This window comes from Streptomyces sp. NPDC088194, from assembly GCF_040702025.1.
Lineage (GTDB): Bacteria > Actinomycetota > Actinomycetes > Streptomycetales > Streptomycetaceae > Actinacidiphila.
Map to the genome: position 1 here is coordinate 1 of NZ_JBFBIV010000047.1, position 18,811 is coordinate 18,811.

The following is an 18,811-nucleotide window of genomic DNA, read 5'->3' on the forward strand; positions in this document are numbered from 1 at the left end:
CACCGGGCGGGCCGAGGCCACCGGCTTCGAGGTCGCCGACCTCGCGGTGACCGGGCGCACCGCCGAGGCGCTGGAGCGGCTGCGCTGGGCGCTGTCCGTCGGCCAGCCGCTGCCCGGCATCACCTTCGCGCTCGCCTCGGGTGTGCGGTCGATCGGCAAGCTCGCCTCCGCGCCGCGCGGCGCCAACCCGGGCCAGCTCGCCCGCGATCTCGGCATGCCGCCCTGGAAGATCGACCGGGTCAGGCAGCAGATGCGCGGCTGGACCGCGGACGGCGTCTCGGTCGCCCTGCGCGCGGTCGCCGACGCGGACGCCGCCGTGAAGGGCGGGGCCGCCGACCCCGCCTACGCCCTGGAGAAGGCCGTGGTCACCATCGCCCGCGCCGCCCGCTCCCGCACCTGACCGCCCGCCCGACCCGCCAGGCCTGCCCCGCCCGCCCGACCCGCCAGGCCCGAGCCGCCCGCCTTCGTACCCGTACCCGAGCCCGCTACTTCAGCTTCGGCAGCGTCGCCCGCGTCGCCGTCTTCACCATGGTGGCGGCCTCGTCGACGGTCGTGGAGTCGTCGCTGCTCGTGCCGACGCTGTAGGAACTCCAGCTCATCGTGTACGTCATCCAGCCGTCGCGGACCGCGAGGGTGACGTACTGGCTGCTGCTCTCGTCCTCCGTCAGCAGGTACGCCTCCTGCCCGATGCCGGCGACGGTCGAGATCTTGTACTGCTGGTGCCGCTGGGTGTAGCTGCGCCAGGTGTCGGCGAACTCCGCTTTCGGGTCCGTCTTGTGGTGCAGGGTCACATCGACGTACAGGTAGGCGTCGGAGAGGGAGGACGTCTCCTTCTTGAGGCTCTGGTCGCAGTACATCTCGTCGACCGTGGCGGTCTTGGTGGTGTACGACGTCGGGTCGTCGTCCTTCTGCGGGTACTGCGTGGTGAAGGCGGACACGTCCTCGGTGTCGCAGAGGTTGTCCTTCACCGTGTATCCGCGCAGATCGGCCTTGGCCGAGGAGTCCTTGCCGAGCAGCAGCACCCCGCCGCCCCACAGCGCGGACGCCACCGCCGCGCCGACCACCGCCCACAGCACCGCCCGCCCGGCCCCGCCGGAGGTCCGCGGCGCCCCCGGCATCCCCGGTGCCCCGGGCGCACCCGGCTGCATGTAGTAGCCCTGCGTCGGCGGCTGCTGCGCGGCGCCAGGCTGTCCGGGAGCCGGCTGCCCGTACGCTCCGGGCTGGGCGTAGGGGTTGTGCTGGGCCGGCACCGGGGTCCCGTATCCACCGACCGGCGGCTGCGGGGGTATCGGGCCAGGGCCGGGGCCCTGGCCGGGCGTGTTTGGCTGCTGGTAGGGGTTGGGGCTCGGCTGCTCGGGCGGCGTCGACATGCGGTGAGAATATCGGCGCGCTGCCCCTGCGGCGACGGGCGGTCACGGAACGCACACGTACCCGTGACCCCGTCGCGACCCGAACGTGCGAGAGCCCGCCCGGGCGGACCCGGGCGGGCTCTCGAAGTACGTCGGGCGCCGCAGGCACGTGGCGAACGTCCGCGTGCGACGCACGTGGTCGGGGCGATGCCGGTCCGGGCGGTAGAGGGGCCGCTGAGTCCGGTTGCCGGCGGTGCCGCGATCCATGACGCGTGGTCGTCCGGACGCGCCGGCCCCGGTCAGGGGCGCGCGGCCGTACGGCCGTGGAACGTGGTGGTGCGGGTGGTTCAGCCCTGGAGCGCGGAGACCGACTGAGCCAGCGCCGACTTCTTGTTGGCGGCCTGGTTCTTGTGGATGACGCCCTTGCTCACGGCCTTGTCGAGCTTCTTGGCGGCGGCGCGCGCGGCGGCGTCGGCCTTCGCGCTGTCGCCGGCCGCGACGGCCTCGCGGGTGCGACGGATCGCGGTCTTCAGCTCGGACTTGACGGCCTTGTTGCGCAGGCGCGCCTTCTCGTTGGTCTTGTTGCGCTTGATCTGGGACTTGATGTTCGCCACGAAAGAGCCTTCTCAGGTTCGTCTGGCCGCCGGCTGATGCCGTCGGCGTGTCTACCAGGAGTGCGCGCCTCGGGTAGAGGGCACGAGACGCAGCGGTCCAGGCTACCAGCAGCGCACGCGCGCTCCCAAACCGTGCCCGCCCCCCGGCCATGGGACTATGGGGGACAGTCCGCACCCCGACGCTCTCCGATGTTCCCCGACGCTCCCGCTGTTCTCCGACGCTCCCTCGACCCTCACGTTCTCAAGAAACTGGACCCCGCGTGCCCGCGACCCCTTCCCCTCTGCCGCACGACGTCCCGGAGCCGAGCCGTACCGACCCGGCGCTGATCCGGAACTTCTGCATCATCGCCCACATCGACCACGGCAAGTCGACGCTGGCCGACCGGATGCTCCAGCTCACCGGAGTCGTCGACCAGCGGCAGATGCGCGCCCAGTACCTCGACCGGATGGACATCGAGCGCGAGCGCGGCATCACCATCAAGTCGCAGGCCGTCCGGCTGCCGTGGGCGCCGACCACCGGTGACGGCCAGGGCCGCACCCACATCCTGAACATGATCGACACCCCCGGCCACGTGGACTTCACCTACGAGGTGTCCCGCTCGCTGGCCGCCTGCGAGGGCACGATCCTGCTGGTCGACGCGGCCCAGGGCATCGAGGCGCAGACGCTCGCCAACCTCTACCTCGCGATGGAGAACGACCTCACCATCGTGCCGGTGCTCAACAAGATCGACCTGCCCGCCGCCCAGCCGGAGAAGTTCGCCGAGGAGCTGGCCAACCTGATCGGCTGCGACCCCGCCGACGTGCTGCGGGTCTCGGCGAAGACCGGCGTCGGCGTGGACGCGCTGCTGGACCGGGTGGTCCGCGACGTGCCGGCCCCGGTGGGCGTCGCCGACGCCCCGGCCCGCGCGATGATCTTCGACTCGGTCTACGACTCCTACCGCGGCGTGGTCACCTATGTCCGGGTGATCGACGGGCAGCTCACCAAGCGCGAGCGGATCAGGATGATGTCCACCGGCGCGGTGCACGAGCTGCTGGAGATCGGCACCAACTCCCCGGAGATGCTCGCCGCCGACGGCCTGGGCGTGGGCGAGGTCGGCTACCTGATCACCGGGGTGAAGGACGTCCGGCAGTCCAAGGTCGGTGACACCATCACCACCCAGGCCGCCGGCGCCACCGAGGCGCTGGGCGGCTACAAGGACCCCAAGCCGATGGTCTTCTCCGGCCTGTATCCGCTGGACGGCTCCGACTACCCCGAGCTGCGCGAGGCCCTGGACAAGCTCCAGCTCAACGACGCGGCGCTGGTCTACGAGCCCGAGACGTCCGCCGCCCTCGGCTTCGGCTTCCGGGTCGGCTTCCTCGGGCTGCTCCACTTGGACGTGATCCGCGAGCGGCTGGAGCGCGAGTTCGGCCTCGACCTGATCGCCACCGCCCCCAACGTGGTCTACCGCGTCACGATGGAGGACGGCGCCGAGCACACCGTCACCAACCCCAGCGAGTTCCCCGAGGGCAAGATCGACGAGGTGCACGAGCCGGTGGTGCGCGCCACCGTGCTCGCCCCCACCGAGTTCATCGGCGCGATCATGGAGCTGTGCCAGAACCGGCGCGGCTCGCTGCTCGGCATGGACTACCTCTCCGAGGACCGGGTGGAGATCCGCTACACCCTGCCGCTGGCCGAGATCGTCTTCGACTTCTTCGACCAGCTCAAGTCCAAGACCCGCGGCTACGCCTCGCTGGACTACGAGCCCACCGGCGAGCAGAGCGCCGACCTGGTGAAGGTCGACATCCTGCTGCACGGCGACAAGGTCGACGCGTTCTCCGCGATCACCCACAAGGAGAAGGCGTACGCCTACGGGGTGCGGCTGGTCGGCAAGCTGCGCGCGCTGATCCCGCGGCAGAACTTCGAGGTGCCCATCCAGGCCGCCATCGGGGCCCGGGTGATCGCCCGCGAGACGGTGCGCGCCATCCGCAAGGACGTCCTCGCCAAGTGCTACGGCGGCGACATCTCCCGTAAGCGCAAGCTGCTGGAGAAGCAGAAGGAGGGCAAGAAGCGGATGAAGATGGTCGGCAACGTCGAGGTGCCGCAGGAGGCGTTCATCGCGGTGCTGTCCACCGACTCCGAGGGGGAGTCCAAGGCGAAGAAGTAGGGCGCGGTGCGGGCCGCGCCGCCGGGCGGGGAGGGCGGTGGGGAAACGGGTGGGTCCGGTCACGGTTTACGACCCGCCGCCCGTTCCCCCTTACGTGCCGGGCGCTGGGCCTCTACCCTGATCGCGGATAGGTTACTGGTGAGTTAAGAACGCCGTTCGGCCCGGAGGTTGTCGTGACCGACACACAGACGTTGATCGAGAACCGGCCGCCGTCCGTGGCCACGCTCTTCCTGCAGCGGGTCGACGCGACGCCGGACGCCGAGGCGTACCGCATGCCGGTGCCGCCCGCGTCCGGCGAGGGCCCCGACGAGTGGCGGTCGCTCACCTGGGCGCAGGCCGCGAGCCGGGTGTACGCCATCGCGGCCGGCCTGATGGACCTCGGGGTGCGCCCCGAGGAGCGGGTCGCGATCGCCGCGAACACCTCGGTGGACTGGATTCTCTCCGACCTCGGCGTGCTGTGCGCGGGCGCCGCCACCACCACGGTCTACCCGTCCACCAACGCCGACGAGACCGCGTTCATCCTCGCCGACTCCGACAGCCGGGTGCTGATCGCCGAGGACGCGGCCCAGCTCGCCAAGGCCCGCGAGCGGCGCGCCGACCTGCCCGACCTCGCGCACGTCGTGGTCATCGACCCGACGGGCGCCGACGCCGCCGACAGCGACGGCTGGGTGCTGTCCCTCGCCGACCTGGAGAAGCGCGGCGCCGCCTACCTGGAGCGGCACCCGACCGCCGTCACCGACGCCATCGGCGCGCTCACCAAGGACCAGCTCGCCACCCTCATCTACACCTCCGGCACCACCGGGCGCCCCAAGGGCGTGCGCCTGCCGCACGACGCGTGGGCGTACATGGCCCGCGCCATCGAGGCGGTCGGCCTGCTCGACGAGAACGACGTGCAGTACCTGTGGCTGCCGCTCGCGCACGTCTTCGGCAAGGTGCTCACCGCCGGGCACATCACCATCGGCCACGTCACCGCCGTGGACGGCCGGGTCGACAAGATCATCGAGAACCTGCCGGTGGTCCGGCCCACCTACATGGCCGCCGTGCCGCGGATCTTCGAGAAGGTCTACAACGGGGTCGCCGCCAAGGCCAGGGAGGGCGGCAACGCGAAGTACAAGATCTTCCTGTGGTCCGCCCAGGTCGCCCGCGACTACGCCAAGGCGGCGCAGAACAGCATGCGGCTGACCGGCACCCCGTCCGTGCCGCTGCCGCTGCGCAGCAAGCACGCGGTCGCCGACCGGCTGGTCTACGCGAAGCTGCGCGAGGCGTTCGGCGGCCGGCTGCGCGCCTGCGTCTCCGGGTCCGCCGCGCTCGCCCCCGAGATCGGCTTCTTCTTCGCCGGCGCCGGCATCCACATCCTGGAGGGCTACGGCCTCACCGAGTCCAGCGCGGCGAGCTTCGTCAACCCCGGCGAGTCCTACCGCACCGGCACCGTCGGCAAGGCGCTGCCCGGCCTGGAGGTCCGGATCGGCGAGGACGGCGAGGTCCTGCTGCGCGGCCCCGGCATCATGCAGGGCTACCACGGGCTGCCCGAGCAGACCGCCGAGGTGCTGGAGCCCGACGGCTGGTTCCACACCGGGGACATCGGCGAGCTGTCGCCCGACGGCTTCCTGAAGATCACCGACCGCAAGAAGGACCTGATCAAGACCTCCGGCGGCAAGTACATCGCGCCGGCCGAGGTCGAGGGCCAGTTCAAGGCGGTGTGCCCGTTCGTCAGCAACGTCCTGGTGGTCGGCGGCGGCCGCAACTTCTGTACGGCGCTGCTCGCCCTCGACGAGCCGACGCTCCTGGGCTGGGCCGAGGACAACGGCCTCGGCGGCCGGCCGTACGCGGAGGTGGTCGGCACCGACCAGGTGCGCGAGCTGATCGACGGGTACGTCCAGGAGGTCAACGCCGGGCTCCAGCGGTGGCAGCAGATCCGCCAGTTCCGCATCCTCCCGCGCGACCTCGACGTCGAGCACGGCGACCTCACGCCCAGCCTCAAGCTGAAGCGGCCGGTCGTCGAGCGCGAGTTCGCCCCGCTGATCGACGAGATGTACCAGGGCGCCCGCGAGGCCTGAGGACGGCGCCGCCGAGCGTTCCCCCCGGGTGACGGATACTGGACGAATGCCTTCCGTACTCCCCGAGGGGGAACCCGTGCCCGCGGACGGCGGTCTGCCGCCTTCCGCGTTCGAGGGCGCCGAAGACCGCCCGCTCGGGTTCTACCTGCATGTGCCCTACTGCGCCACGCGGTGCGGGTACTGCGACTTCAACACGTACACCGCGAGCGAGCTGCGGGGCTCGGGCGGGGCGCTGGCGTCGCGGGAGAACTACGCGGACGTGCTGGCCGAGGAGGTGCGGCTGGCCCGGAAGGTGCTGGGCGACGACCCCCGCGAGGTCAGCACCGTGTTCGTCGGCGGCGGCACCCCCACGCTGCTGCCGGCCGCCGACCTCGGCCGGATGCTCGCCGCGATCAGGGCGGAGTTCGGGCTCGCCGCCGACGCCGAGGTGACCACGGAGGCGAACCCGGAGTCCGTCGACCCGGCCTATCTGGCCGGACTGCGGGCCGCCGGCTTCAACCGGATCTCGTTCGGCATGCAGAGCGCCCGGCAGCACGTGCTGAAGGTGCTGGACCGCACGCACACCCCCGGCCGCCCCGAGGCGTGCGTCGCCGAGGCCCGCGCCGCCGGGTTCGAGCACGTGAACCTCGACCTGATCTACGGCACCCCCGGCGAGAGCGACCAGGACTGGCACGCGTCGCTGGACGCGGCGATCGGCGCCGAGCCCGACCACGTCTCGGCGTACGCGCTGATCGTGGAGGAGGGCACCGGGCTGGCCCGCCGCATCCGGCGCGGCGAGGTGCCGATGACCGACGACGACGTGCACGCCGACCGCTACCTGATCACCGAGGAGCGGCTGTCGGCCGCGGGCTTCGGCTGGTACGAGGTCTCGAACTGGGCCACCGGGCCCGCCGCGCGCTGCCGCCACAACGAGCTGTACTGGACCGGCGCGGACTGGTGGGGCGCGGGTCCCGGCGCGCACAGCCACGTCGGCGGGGTGCGCTGGTGGAACGCCAAGCACCCGGGCGCCTACGCGCAGGCCCTCGCCGAGGGGCGCACCCCCGGGGTCGGCCGGGAACTGCTCGGCGCGGAGGACCGTCGGGTGGAGCGGGTCCTGCTGGAGCTGCGGCTCGCCGACGGCTGCCCGCTGGCGATCCTCGCGGAACAGGGCGCAAAGGCCGCCGCCCGCGCGGTAAGGGACGGTCTCCTGGAGCCCGGCCCTTACGCGGAGGGCCGCGCCGTCCTCACGCTGCGCGGCCGGCTGCTCGCCGACGCCGTGGTCAGGGACCTGGTCGACTGACGCCCGCGGCCGGCCGCCCCGGCGCCGCCTCCCGCACTACGGCGCCGTCACGAAGTCGATCAGGTGCTCCACGGCCCCCAGCAGCTCGGGCTTGAGGTCCTTGTACGACGCCACCGACGCCAGGATGCGCTGCCACGCCTCGCCCGTGGTGAGGTCCGTCCAGCCCAGCGCCCGGCACACGCCCGTCTTCCAGTCCTCCCCGCGCGGCACCCGGGGCCACTCCGGGATGCCGACCGACGACGGCTTCACGGCCTCCCACACGTCGATGTACGGGTGGCCGACCACCAGCACGTCGGCGCCGGTGACCGACGCGGCGATCCGGGACTCCTTGGAGCCCGGCACCAGGTGGTCCACCAGCACGCCGAGGCGGGCGTCCGGGCCGGGGGAGAACGCCGAGACGATCGCGGGCAGGTCGTCGACGCCCTCCAGGTACTCCACGACGACGCCCTCGACCCGCAGGTCGTGGCCCCACACCCGCTCCACCAGCTCCGCGTCGTGGCGGCCCTCCACGTAGATCCGCCCGGCCCGGGCGACCCGTGCCTTCGCGCCCGTCACGGCGATCGAGCCCGACGCCGACAGCAGCGGGCCGCGCGGGGCCGGTGCGGCCGCGCGCGGGCGTACGAGGGTCACGGTGCGGCCGTCGATCAGGAAGCCGCGCGGCGCCATCGGGAACACCCGCAGCTTGCCGAAGCGGTCCTCCAACGTCACGGTCAGGCCCTCGGCGGTCTTCTCGACCCGGACCACGGCTCCGCAGAACCCCGTGCTCACCTCTTCGACCACCAGGTCCCGCTCCGCGGCCACCTCCGGCGCCGCGTCGGACTTCTTCCAGGGCGGGGTGAGGTCAGGGTCATAACTCCTGCTACGCATGCGGATGATCGTAGGGCCTGACCCCCCGGGTTTCCCGGATCTCCCGCCCCGGGACCACCCGTCGTGCCCGCCCCCCCCACGGCAACCCGCCGTCCTGGCTGCCCCCGGAACTTCGCCTGGGAGGCACCCGCACACACCCAGGGGCGCGGGGAACTGCGCGCTCAGCAGGCCACCGGGCCGAGGACGGGGACGGCGGGCAACCAAGACGGCGGGAACCCGAAGGGGCGCGGGGAACTGCGCGCTCAGCAGGCCACCGGGTCGAGGACGGGGACGGCGGGCAACCAAGACGGCGGGAACCCGAAGGGGCGCGGGGAACTGCGCGGCAAGCCACCCACCGAGGGGTGGTCCCGGGGCCGACAGGACGGGGCAGCCTAGGGGGTCAGGGCATCCCGCAACCCGCGGACGAAGCGGGCGTCGACCACCGCGCCGTGCCCGGGGACGTAGCGGGCCGTCTCGCCCCCGAGGGCGAGGAGGGCGTCGAGGGTGGCCGGCCACTCCGCCGGGAGGGCGTCGAGGCCGGCCTGGGGCTCCCCGGACTCCTCGACGAGGTCCCCGCAGAAGACCACCGTGGGATCGCTGGCCGTGGCGCCGGGCACGTGCACGACGAGGTCGTGGCCGGTGTGCCCGCGGCCGGGGTGGACCAGCAGCACCGGCCGGTCGCCGAGGTCGAGGGCGAGCCGGTCGTCGACCAGGTGCGTCGGGCGGCGCAGCGCGGCGGCCGCGTCGGCCGCCTCCGCGGGGTCGGTGCCGTGCGCCACCGCGTCCGCGCGCAGGACGTCGCCCTCGCGCCGCAGCAGACCGTCGAGCGCGCGATGCCCGTACACCTCGGCGTCCGGGAAGGCCGCGGTGCCGAAGACGTGGTCGAAGTGCCCGTGGGTGAGCACCACGTGGGTGACCGGGCGGCCGGTCAGCGCCTCGGCCTGGGCGCGCAGCTCCGCCCCCTCGCGCAGCGTGGACCCGGTGTCGACCAGCAGCACCCCGTCCGCGCCGACCACCAGCCCGATGGTCACGTCGAGGTGCGGCAGCCGCCGCCTGGCGACTCCCGGCGCGAGGTGCTCCCACACCGACCCGCTGTCCTCATCGCTCACGACTCGACGCTATCGCCATGCCCGCCGCGCCGCGCGCCGCACCCCCGGGACCCGCCCCGGTCACGCGCGGTACCGTACCCACCGCGTGCGGCACCGTACGTACCGCGCGTATCGCCCGTACCGCCCGCCGCGCGAGACCGTATCCCCGGCGCTCTTGCCGTGCCCTTGCCGCCGCGCCGTACACTGACTGCGGGAGCGCTGGCACTCGAAACGGAGGAGTGCCAGGCCGCAGGGCCGGGACGCCGGGTTGGAGGTGCGCGATGTTGAGCGAACGCAGGCTGGAAGTGCTGCGTGCCATCGTTCAGGACTACGTCGGCACCGAGGAACCGGTCGGTTCCAAGGCGCTCACCGAGCGGCACTCGCTGGGAGTGTCCCCGGCCACCGTGCGCAACGACATGGCGGTCCTGGAGGACGAGGGGTACATCGCGCAGCCCCACACCAGCGCCGGCCGTATCCCCACCGACAAGGGCTACCGGCTCTTCGTCGACAAGCTCGCCGGCGTCAAGCCGCTGTCGGGCGCGGAGCGGCGCGCCATCCAGAACTTCCTCGAAGGCGCCGTCGACCTCGACGACGTGGTGGCCCGCACCGTGCGGCTGCTCGCGCAGCTCACCCGGCAGGTCGCCGTCGTGCAGTACCCGTCGCTGACCCGCTCGTCGGTGCGCCACGTGGAACTGCTCTCGCTCGCGCCGGCCCGGGTGATGCTCGTGCTGATCACCGACACCGGCCGGGTCGAGCAGCGGATCATCGACTGCCCGGGGCCGGTCGGCGAGACGGTCCTCGCGGACCTGCGCGCCCGGCTCAACAGCCGTGTCACCGGCTGCCGTTTCCCCGAGGTACCGCCGCTGGTGCAGGACCTGGCGGACAGCTTCGACCCCGACGACCGCCCGTCGGTCGCCACGGTGCTCGCCACCCTCCTCGAAACCCTCGTCGAGGAGAAGGAGGAGCGGATCATGCTGGGCGGCGCGGCCAACCTGACCCGGTTCCACCACGACTTCCCGCTCACGATCCGGCCGGTGCTCGAAGCGCTCGAGGAGCAGATGGTGCTCCTCAAACTCCTCGGAGAGACCGCCGACGGCACCATGACGGTCCGGATCGGGCATGAGAATTTTCACGAGGGCCTCAATTCCACCTCCGTGGTGGCGGTCGGCTACGGTTCGGGCGACGAGGCAGTCGCCAAGCTAGGCGTGGTCGGACCGACCCGCATGGACTACCCCGGAACGATGGGAGCGGTACGCGCAGTGGCACGTTACGTCGGACAGATCCTGGCGGAGTCGTAGGTGGCCACGGACTACTACGCCGTACTCGGCGTACGCCGCGACGCGGGCCCGGACGAGATCAAGAAGGCCTTCCGCCGCCTCGCCCGCGAACTGCACCCGGACGTCAATCCGGACCCGAAGACGCAGGAGCGGTTCAAGGAGATCAACGCGGCCTACGAGGTCCTCTCCGACCCGCAGAAGAAGCAGGTCTACGACCTCGGCGGCGACCCGCTGTCCGCCGCGGGCGGGGGCGGCGGCGCGGGCGGCTTCGGCGCGGGCTTCGGCAACTTCAGCGACATCATGGACGCCTTCTTCGGGCAGTCCTCGCAGCGCGGCCCGCGCTCGCGCACCCGGCGCGGCCAGGACGCGATGATCCGGCTGGAGATCGAGCTGGACGAGGCCGCGTTCGGCACCACCAAGGACATCCAGGTGGACACCGCGGTCACCTGCGGCACCTGCAACGGGGAGGGCGCCGCGCCCGGCACCTCCGCGCAGACCTGCGACATGTGCCGCGGTCGTGGCGAGGTCTCGCAGGTCACCCGCTCCTTCCTCGGCCAGGTCATGACCTCGCGGCCGTGCCCGCAGTGCCAGGGCTTCGGCACCGTGGTGCCCACCCCGTGCCCGGAGTGCGCGGGTGACGGCCGGGTGCGCTCCCGGCGGACCCTGACGGTGAAGATCCCGGCCGGCGTCGACAACGGCACCCGTATCCAGCTCGCCGGCGAGGGCGAGGTCGGCCCCGGTGGCGGCCCGGCCGGCGACCTGTACGTGGAGATCCGCGAGCTGCCGCACGCGGTCTTCCAGCGCCGCGGTGACGACCTGCACTGCACCGTCACCATCCCGATGACCGCGGCCGCGCTCGGTACCAAGTGCCCGCTGGAGACGCTGGACGGCCTGGAGGAGGTCGACGTGCGGCCCGGCACCCAGTCCGGCCAGTCGATCCCGCTGCACCAGCGCGGCATCACCCACCTGCGCGGCGGCGGGCGCGGCGACCTCATCGTGCACGTCGAGGTGGTCACCCCGCACAAGCTCGACGCCGACCAGGAGGACCTGCTGCGGCGGCTGGCGAAGCTGCGTGGCGAGGAGCGGCCCACCGGGCAGTTCGCGCCCGGCCAGCAGGGGCTGTTCTCCCGGCTGAAGGACGCCTTCAACGGGCGGTGAGGACGCCGTTCGCGGGGCGGGCCCGCCGTTGGCGGTCTCCCGCCCCGGCCACCCCGCGGCACCTGGCGCGGCACCCTACGTGACACGATGACCACATGCCCGCGTTGACCGATCTTTCCTCCTATTCGGCGTACCCGATCGTGCAGGCCCCGATGGCCGGCGGCGCGTCCAACCCGCGGCTGGCGGCCGCGGTGGCGGGCGCCGGCGGCCTCGGCTTCCTCGCCGCCGGGTACAAGACGTCCGAGGCGATGTACCAGGAGATCCGGCAACTGCGGGACGCCACGTCGCAACCCTTCGGGGTGAACTTGTTCATGCCGCAGCCCGGCACCGTCGATCCGTCCGCGGTCGAGGTCTACGCCGAGCAGCTCGCCGGCGAGGCCGCCTGGTACGGCACGGCGCTCGGCGACCCGGAGGCGGGCTCCGACGACGGGTACGACGCCAAGGTGGCGATCCTGCTGGAGGACCCGGTGCCGATGGTGAGCTTCACCTTCGGCTGCCCCGACCGGACCGTGCTGGACGCGTTCGCGAAGGCCGGCACCTACACCGTCGTCACCGTCACCACGCCCGCGGAGGCGCTGGCCGCCCAGTGGGCCGGGGCCGACGCGCTGTGCGTGCAGGGCGTCGAGGCCGGCGGCCACCAGGGCACCCACCGCGACGACCCCCAACTCGACGGCACCGGCTTCGGGTTGCTGTCGCTGATCACGCAGGTCCGCGAGGCGGTGCAACTGCCGATGATCGCCGCCGGCGGGCTGATGCGCGGCGAGCAGGTCGCCGCCGTGCTCGCCGCGGGCGCCGCCGCGGCCGCGCTCGGCACCGCGTTCCTGGTCTGCCCGGAGTCCGGCGCGTCCGCCCTGCACAAGCGGGCGGTCACCGACCCGGTGTACGCCCGTACCGAGTTGACCCGCGCGTTCACCGGCCGCCCGGCCCGCGGGCTGCTCAACCGCTTCGTCCGCGAGCACGGCCGCTACGCCCCGGCCGGCTACCCGCAAGTGCACCACCTGACCCAACCCGTTCGCCGGGCCGCCGCCGACCTCGGCGACCCGCAGGCGATGGCGCTGTGGGCCGGGCAGGGCCACCGGCTGGCCCGGGAGCTGTCGGCGGGCGCGCTCGTGGAGACCCTGGTCGCCGAACTCCACGCCGCTCAGGGGGCCCACGCATGACCGCCCCTGTCTTCCTGGTCGGCCCCGACGCGCTCGACGGCTCCCCGGCGACGGTACGGCTCGACGGCGCGGAGGGCCGGCACGCGGTGTCGGTGCGGCGGCTCCAGGTCGGGGAGGAGATCGTGCTGACCGACGGGACCGGGCGCGGGGCGAGCGGCGTGGTCGCCGCGGTCACCGGCAAGGACGTCCTCGACGTCGAGGTGCGCGAGCCGCGCGCCGAGCCGGCGCCGGCCGTGTCGGTCACCGTCGTCCAGGCTCTGCCCAAGGGCGACCGCGGCGAACTCGCCGTGGAGACCATGACCGAGGCCGGGGTGGACGCGCTGGTGCCGTGGGCGGCGGCCCGCTGCGTGACGCAGTGGCGCGGCGAGCGCGGCGCGAAGTCCCTGGCGAAGTGGCGCTCCACCGCCCGGGAGGCCGCCAAGCAGGCCCGGCGGCTGCGGTTCCCCTCGGTCGCCGAGCAGGTGACGACACGTCAGCTCTGCGCGCTGCTCGCCGCCGCCGACTTCGCCGCGGTGCTCCACGAGGAGGGCTCCGCCCCGCTGGCCGGCGCCCGGCTCCCCACCACCGGTTCCGTGGTGCTGGTGGTCGGCCCCGAGGGCGGCGTCGCCCCGGAGGAGCTGGCCCTGTTCGCGGACGCCGGCGCGGCCGCCTACCGGCTGGGCCCCACGGTGCTGCGCACCTCGACGGCGGGAGTGGCGGCCGTGTCGCTGCTGATGGCCCGAACGGGCCGCTGGTCGTAGGGCGCCCCGCGCCCCCGGGTGGGTGACCCTCTTCTCGCAGAGGGAGCCGCACTCGCTCAGGGGCGCGTGGGGCACTCCCCCTCGCTGCGCCGGGGGCACCCCCACCCAGGCGAAGCTCAGGGGGAGAGCTGCGCGACCAACCCACCACCGGGCAGGGTGCCCCTCGACCGGGGTCCAGGGGCACCCTGGGGGGTCAGGGCACGCTAACCCTGCTTCCAGACCTGGTTGGCCGCGCCGGTGCAGTCCCAGATCTGCACCTGGGTCCCGGGAGTGGTGGACTCGTCGGTGTCGTCCAGGCACCTCCCCGAACTCGGGTTGAGCAGCGCCCCGTCGGCCTGCGGCTGCCAGACCTGCGCACCGGTCCCGTTGCAGGTGTAGAGCTGCACCTTCGTGCCGTTGGCGGTGCCCGCCGACGTGATGTCCAGGCACTTGCCGAGCGCCCGCACCGTGTTGTCGCTGCCGACCGTCCACTGCTGGGCGGCGGTGCCGTTGCAGGTGTAGACGTCGACCTTCGTGCCGTCGGCGGAGTTCGCGGCGTTCACGTCCAGGCACAGGCCCTGGTAGCCGACGAGCTGACCGGCCAGCGCCGCGTCCGCGGGCACCACCGTCCACAGGAAGGTGGTCGAGGCGCTCGCGCCCGCGCCGTCGTGGGCGGTGACGGTCACCGTGCTGGTGCCGGCCTTGGTCGGGGTACCGGTGATCGCGCCCGAGGACGAGATCGCGGTACCCGCCGGCAGCCCGGTGGCGGTGAAGGACGGGGTCTGGCCGGCGGTGGTGTCGTGCGCGGCGACCTGCACGGACACCGCGGCGCCGGTGAGGCCCTCCTGCGCGCCCGGCGCGGTGACGGTCAGCGGCGTGCCGAGCTGCGCCGACGTGACGCCCAGGGTGCCGGTCAGCGGCAGGTTGCCGTCGGAGTCGCCGACCGAGATGCCGTAGGAGCCGGTCGCGGTGGTCCAGGCGCCGGACGAGGCGTCGTAGCTGCGCAGGTTCTGCTGGCTGACGGGGAAACTGACGGTCTGGCTGGCGCCGGGCTGGAGGTCCACCCGGGCGAAGCCCTCCAGCTGCCGGGGCGGTTCGCCGTTGCCGGCCGGCCGGCTGACGTAGAGCTGGGCGACGTCGGCGCCGGCCCGCGCCCCGGTGTTGGTGACGGTCGCGGTCACGGTGGCCGCGCCGCCCGCCGCCAGGGCGCCCACGTGCAGGTCGCTGAAGGAGAAGCTGGTGTACGACAGGCCGTAGCCGAACGGGAAGAGCGGCGTGAGGTTGTTGGCGTCGTAGTAGCGGTAGCCGACGTCGACGCCCTCGGAGTACTGCACCTGCCCGCCGGTGCCGGGCCACTGCGCGGTGGTGTGCGCGGGGACCTGGGACAGCGAGGTGGGGAAGGTCACCGGGAGGTGGCCGGAGGGGTTGGTGTCGCCGAAGAGCAGCGAGGCGATCGCGGTGCCGTCGTTCTGGCCCGGGTACCACGCCTCCATGACGCCCTTCACGGAGTTCAGCCAGGGCATCGTCACGGCGGAACCGGTGTTGAGCACCACCACCGTGTTCGGGTTGGCGGCGGCCACCGCCGAGATCAGGTTGTTCTCCGAGGCCGGCAGGTCGATGCCGCCCAGGTCGCTGCCCTCGGACTCGAAGTCACTGGCGAAGACCACCGCGACCGACGAGGCCGCGGCGAGCGAGGCGGCCGAGCCGGTGTCGGAGCCGCTGTCGTACTTGACGCTGACGCCGCCGCCGGCCCGGGCGGTGATGCCCTGCAACGGGGTGACGGTGCCGCTGGAGTTGACCGCCGCGCTGCCGCCGCCGGCGGTCTGCGGGCTGGTGGAGGCGTCCGCGCCGATGACCGCGATCGAGGAGGTGCCCGAGCCGAACGGCAGGACGCCGCCGCTGTTCTTCAGCAGGACGGTGCCCTCGGCGGAGAGCTGGGTCGCCGCGGTCTTGTTCGCGGTGCTGGTGGCGACCGCGCCCGGCGAGCCGGACGGCGCCTTGTCGAACTGGCCGAACGCGAACATCTCGGTGAGGATGCGGGTGGCCATCGTGTCGAGCGTGGCCTGGCTGACCGCCCCGGAGCCGACCGCGTTGCTCAGCGCGGTGCCGTAGTAGCCGTCGTTGCCCGGCATGTCCTGGTCCAGGCCGGAGTTGGCCGAGGCGGCGGTGGAGTGGGTGGCACCCCAGTCGGAGGTCACGAAGCCCTGGAAGCCGAACTGGCCTCGCAGCGTGCTGTTCAGCAGGTCGGGGTTCTGGCAGGCGTAGGTGCCGTTGATGGTGCTGTAGGAGCACATCACGGAGGAGGCCGCGCCCTGCTGCACCGCGTCCTGGAAGGCCGGCAGGTAGATCTCCTGGAGCGCCTTCTCGCTGATCACCGCGTCGTCCGAGGGGGTGTTGCGGTTGGTCTCCTGGTTGTAGACGGCCAGGTGCTTGACCTGGGCCATCACCCCCGTGGACTGCACGCCCCTGATGTCGGCGGCGCCCAACTGGCCGTTGAGGTACGGGTCCTCGCCGATCGACTCGAAGGCGCGGCCCCAGCGCGGGTCGCGGTCGATGTTGATGGTCGGGCCGAGGTCGACGGTGGTGCCCTTGGCGGCCTGCTCGCTGCCGATCACCTGGCCGTACGTCTGCTCGGCCGCGGTGTCCCAGGTGGACGCGACGCTGACCGGTGCGGGCAGTTGGGTGACGTCGTTCATGCCGTCGGCGACGCCGGCCGGGCCGTCCTCCAGGGTCATCGCCGGGATGCACAGCGCGGGGATCGCCGGGGTGAACCCGACGTAGCTGGAGCCGCCGGTGCCGGTGGCCAGTGCCACCTTCTGGGCGGTCGTCATCTGCGCCAGCACCTGCGCGACCCGGTCAGGGATCGGTGCGGTGGAGTGCACCCAGGGGCAGGCGCCGGCCGCGGTGGGGGCGGCCTGCGCGGTGGGGGCGGAGACGGCGCCGAGCAGGCCGGAGCCGCCGGCCACCAGGGCCAGGGCGGCGAGATACGGCGTTCGCCGTCTCACCGATGTGCGGAACGTGTGCACGATGCCTCCAAGCATCTGCCGAGGGGGGTGTTCCGGTCGGGGTTCGGGGTCGGGGTTCGGGGTCCGGTGGGGGAGTGGAGGTGCGGACGTGGAGGTGCGGACGTGGAGCTGGGGGCGGTGAGCGTGGTGCGTGGCGCGGTGGCCGACTTCGGAACATGGACGCATGCCCTACGGCGGCCGGGCGTCGTCACGGCGGCGCGGAACGCTCCGGCCCCGCGGTCGGACCGCGGGTGGAGCGCTCCCAGGAGTGCGCGTCCACGCACTCTTTCCGTGCCGAACGGGAGGACGGGAGAACGGGAGGACGGGAGAACGGGAGAACGGGAAAGCAGGGAGCGAGAGTGCGGGGGGAGCGGGACAGCAGGCGTGCGGAAGCGCTGTGCGCGAAGGGGCCGACCCGCGGTCGCCGATGACGGCCGGTCGTCTGCCCATGGTGCGGGTGTGATTGAACTCGCCTACCGGGGCGCGGTCAAGGTCTGAACCATCATTGCGCCCAGCCCTTGACCGGCTGGCGCCATCCGCCCGTTTGGTTTCAAGGAGTGAAGCCAAGACGCCTTCGCGGTGGACCGGTTGAGCAGGTGTCGCCTGAGAGCGGTCGCACGCAGAACGCGGGCCCGCACGACGTACGTGCGAGCCCGCGTGGAGTGCGGTGCCCGGTGGTGGGGGCGGGCGCGGGTCAGGCGCCGCGCTGGACCGGGCCGACCAGGGTGCCCTTGGCGACCGTGAGCTTGCCGTCGGCGAAGGAGGTGCCGGGGATCTCGCCGCCGGGGGCCTGGAGCGTGAACGACGCCGCGTTCGCGGCGAGGCCGTGCGCGTTGTTGGGCACCTGGATGTCGAAGTGCACCGGGTGGCCCGGGCCGAAGGTCACCTTGGTGTGCTGGCTGCCGTAGCGCTTCGTGGTGAGCTTGACGCTCTTGTCGTGGTTCGTGAAGCGCACGCCGGTGGGCGAGCCGGCCAGCGTGCAGGACTCGTAGCCGCGAGGTGCGGTCAGGGTGACGCGGTAGTGCCGGTGCCCCGCGGAGTTGGCCGTCTGGGTGATCTTCGCGAGGTGGTTGGCCGGACGGCAGGCGGAGGGGGCGGGGCTCTTGCCCTTGGCCGGCGACGCCTGCGCGACTCCCGCACCGGCGGCCCCCACCAGTGCGGCGACGGCGAGGGTGACGGCAATCTTCCGGTTGGTACGCATCAACTCGTGCTCCTCGTCTTGCTCAACGGCCCCGAGGTCTCCCCGTCGGAACCATGGTCAACTCGATTGTTGCCCGACCTCCGCGGGAAAAATGTCCCGATAGCGCCACAGTCGCGTCACCGGTACGTGGGGGTATGGCCTCATCAGGCCAGCGACTGCCAGAACGCGGCCTCGTACGCCTGCATCAGCCGCGCCGCCTCCACTGCGGCCGAGGGGTCCTCTCCCGCGTCCAGGCCGGCCTGGAGCAGCCGGGTCGCCCGGGTCTCGAAGCCGGGCGGCAGGGTCGAGAAGAACGCGAAGAACTCCACGTCGCCGGCGGTCAGGTCGTAGCGCGGCGGCACGGCCTCCGCGAGACGCGCGCAATAACCGCCCCAGAAGCCGAAGTTGACCAGCAGCGCCAGCGCCAGCTCGCTGCGCGTGCCCGACCCGACCAGCCAGCCCAGATAGTGCGGATAGCCCTGCGCGGCGGGCGACGGCCGCCACCCGGCCGCACCGGCCGGCGGCCCCGCCGGATCGAGCGCCGACCCCAGCCGCTCCAGCAGCTCCAACGCCCGCGTCTCGCCCTGCGCCAGGCCGAGGAACAGCTCGGCCGCGGCATCGTCGCCGCCGAACCGCGACGCCGCCAGGGCGAAGCTGCGCCGGTCGCTGCGCACGATCAACGACTCCTCCGCCACCAGGCGGACCAGCCGCTCCCGGGGCGCGGCGCCGGCCTCCACCAGCTCCACGAACGCGTTGTGCGCGGCGGCGCCGGCCAGCTCGCGCCGCGCCCGGGCGATCAACTCCTGTGCCTCGCGCTGCCGTTCGTCGAGCGGTTCCACGCAAACCTCCGGAAAGCACCGTGAAAGCGGGCGGTCGGCCGGAAACCTACCCGTTCCCGGCCGCACCGACGCGGTGCCACGCCCACCCGTTCCCTG

General features: G+C 73.0%; 14 protein-coding genes and 1 pseudogene. 8 read left to right on the forward strand and 7 right to left on the reverse strand.

The genetic code is table 11. The annotated features are described in order from the left end of the window. Positions 1-400, forward strand: a pseudogene (locus tag AB0399_RS24440) (DNA polymerase III subunit delta); the annotation flags it as partial. Positions 401-485: 85 nt separating this feature from the next. Here AB0399_RS24440 and AB0399_RS24445 read toward each other — a convergent pair. Together AB0399_RS24445 and rpsT are read right to left on the reverse strand one after the other, a co-directional pair. After that, the gene (locus AB0399_RS24445; protein ID WP_366412795.1) at positions 486-1,370 is read right to left on the reverse strand and encodes a collagen-like protein; all 885 of its coding nucleotides are present in this window, start codon (positions 1,368-1,370) and stop codon (positions 486-488) included. 326 nt (positions 1,371-1,696) lie between these two features. After that, entirely contained in the window at positions 1,697-1,963 is a 267-nt protein-coding gene (gene rpsT, locus AB0399_RS24450; protein WP_328464046.1) for a 30S ribosomal protein S20, read from the reverse strand. A 260-nt stretch (positions 1,964-2,223) separates the two neighbouring features. Between rpsT and lepA the strand changes: the two genes are divergently transcribed. From lepA to hemW, 3 genes are all read left to right on the forward strand, one after another. Further along, positions 2,224-4,107, forward strand: coding sequence for a translation elongation factor 4 (gene lepA / locus AB0399_RS24455; RefSeq protein WP_329369496.1), 1,884 nt, complete (start codon positions 2,224-2,226; stop codon positions 4,105-4,107). A gap of 173 nt (positions 4,108-4,280) precedes the next feature. Beyond that, positions 4,281-6,164, forward strand: a complete 1,884-nt coding sequence (locus AB0399_RS24460) for a long-chain fatty acid--CoA ligase (RefSeq protein ID WP_329369497.1) — start codon at positions 4,281-4,283, stop codon at positions 6,162-6,164. A 46-nt stretch (positions 6,165-6,210) separates the two neighbouring features. Then, positions 6,211-7,443 carry a radical SAM family heme chaperone HemW gene (gene hemW / locus AB0399_RS24465; RefSeq protein WP_329369499.1) on the forward strand — a complete coding sequence of 411 codons (1,233 nt, stop codon included), beginning with the start codon at positions 6,211-6,213 and terminating at the stop codon, positions 7,441-7,443. A 36-nt stretch (positions 7,444-7,479) separates the two neighbouring features. On the opposite strand, the gene AB0399_RS24470 is transcribed toward hemW, so the two are convergent. Together AB0399_RS24470 and AB0399_RS24475 are read right to left on the reverse strand one after the other, a co-directional pair. Beyond that, entirely contained in the window at positions 7,480-8,310 is an 831-nt protein-coding gene (locus tag AB0399_RS24470) for a DUF3097 domain-containing protein (RefSeq protein ID WP_329369501.1), read from the reverse strand. Between the two features lie 371 nt (positions 8,311-8,681). Then, positions 8,682-9,398, reverse strand: a complete 717-nt coding sequence (locus AB0399_RS24475; protein ID WP_366412796.1) for an MBL fold metallo-hydrolase — start codon at positions 9,396-9,398, stop codon at positions 8,682-8,684. Between the two features lie 260 nt (positions 9,399-9,658). Here AB0399_RS24475 and hrcA point away from each other — a divergent pair, with 260 nt between their 5' ends. The 4 genes from hrcA (at position 9,659) to AB0399_RS24495 (ending at position 13,712) form a co-directional block, all read left to right on the forward strand. Then, on the forward strand, positions 9,659-10,675 hold the full coding sequence (hrcA, locus tag AB0399_RS24480) for a heat-inducible transcriptional repressor HrcA (protein ID WP_329369505.1): 1,017 nt from the start codon (positions 9,659-9,661) through the stop codon (positions 10,673-10,675). Continuing rightward, entirely contained in the window at positions 10,676-11,812 is a 1,137-nt protein-coding gene (gene dnaJ, locus AB0399_RS24485; RefSeq protein ID WP_103889160.1) for a molecular chaperone DnaJ, read from the forward strand. Between the two features lie 95 nt (positions 11,813-11,907). Continuing rightward, positions 11,908-12,972 carry a nitronate monooxygenase gene (locus AB0399_RS24490; RefSeq protein ID WP_366412797.1) on the forward strand — a complete coding sequence of 355 codons (1,065 nt, stop codon included), beginning with the start codon at positions 11,908-11,910 and terminating at the stop codon, positions 12,970-12,972. Continuing rightward, on the forward strand, positions 12,969-13,712 hold the full coding sequence (locus AB0399_RS24495; RefSeq protein ID WP_329369508.1) for a 16S rRNA (uracil(1498)-N(3))-methyltransferase: 744 nt from the start codon (positions 12,969-12,971) through the stop codon (positions 13,710-13,712). The genes AB0399_RS24490 and AB0399_RS24495 overlap by 4 nt, the downstream gene beginning before the upstream one ends. 203 nt (positions 13,713-13,915) lie before the next feature. On the opposite strand, the gene AB0399_RS24500 is transcribed toward AB0399_RS24495, so the two are convergent. The 3 genes from AB0399_RS24500 to AB0399_RS24510 all read right to left on the reverse strand — a co-directional run bounded on the left by AB0399_RS24500 (position 13,916) and on the right by AB0399_RS24510 (position 18,715). After that, positions 13,916-16,696: a glycoside hydrolase family 3 C-terminal domain-containing protein gene (locus tag AB0399_RS24500; RefSeq protein ID WP_366412798.1), complete on the reverse strand. Its 2,781-nt coding sequence runs from the start codon at positions 16,694-16,696 to the stop codon at positions 13,916-13,918. Positions 16,697-17,390: 694 nt separating this feature from the next. After that, positions 17,391-17,897 (reverse strand): DUF4232 domain-containing protein, encoded by a 507-nt coding sequence (locus AB0399_RS24505; RefSeq protein ID WP_329369512.1) that lies wholly within the window; start codon positions 17,895-17,897, stop codon positions 17,391-17,393. Positions 17,898-18,040: 143 nt separating this feature from the next. Further along, complete coding sequence (locus tag AB0399_RS24510) at positions 18,041-18,715, reverse strand: hypothetical protein (protein WP_366412799.1); 675 nt, start codon at positions 18,713-18,715, stop codon at positions 18,041-18,043. Positions 18,716-18,811: the final 96 nt, after the last annotated feature.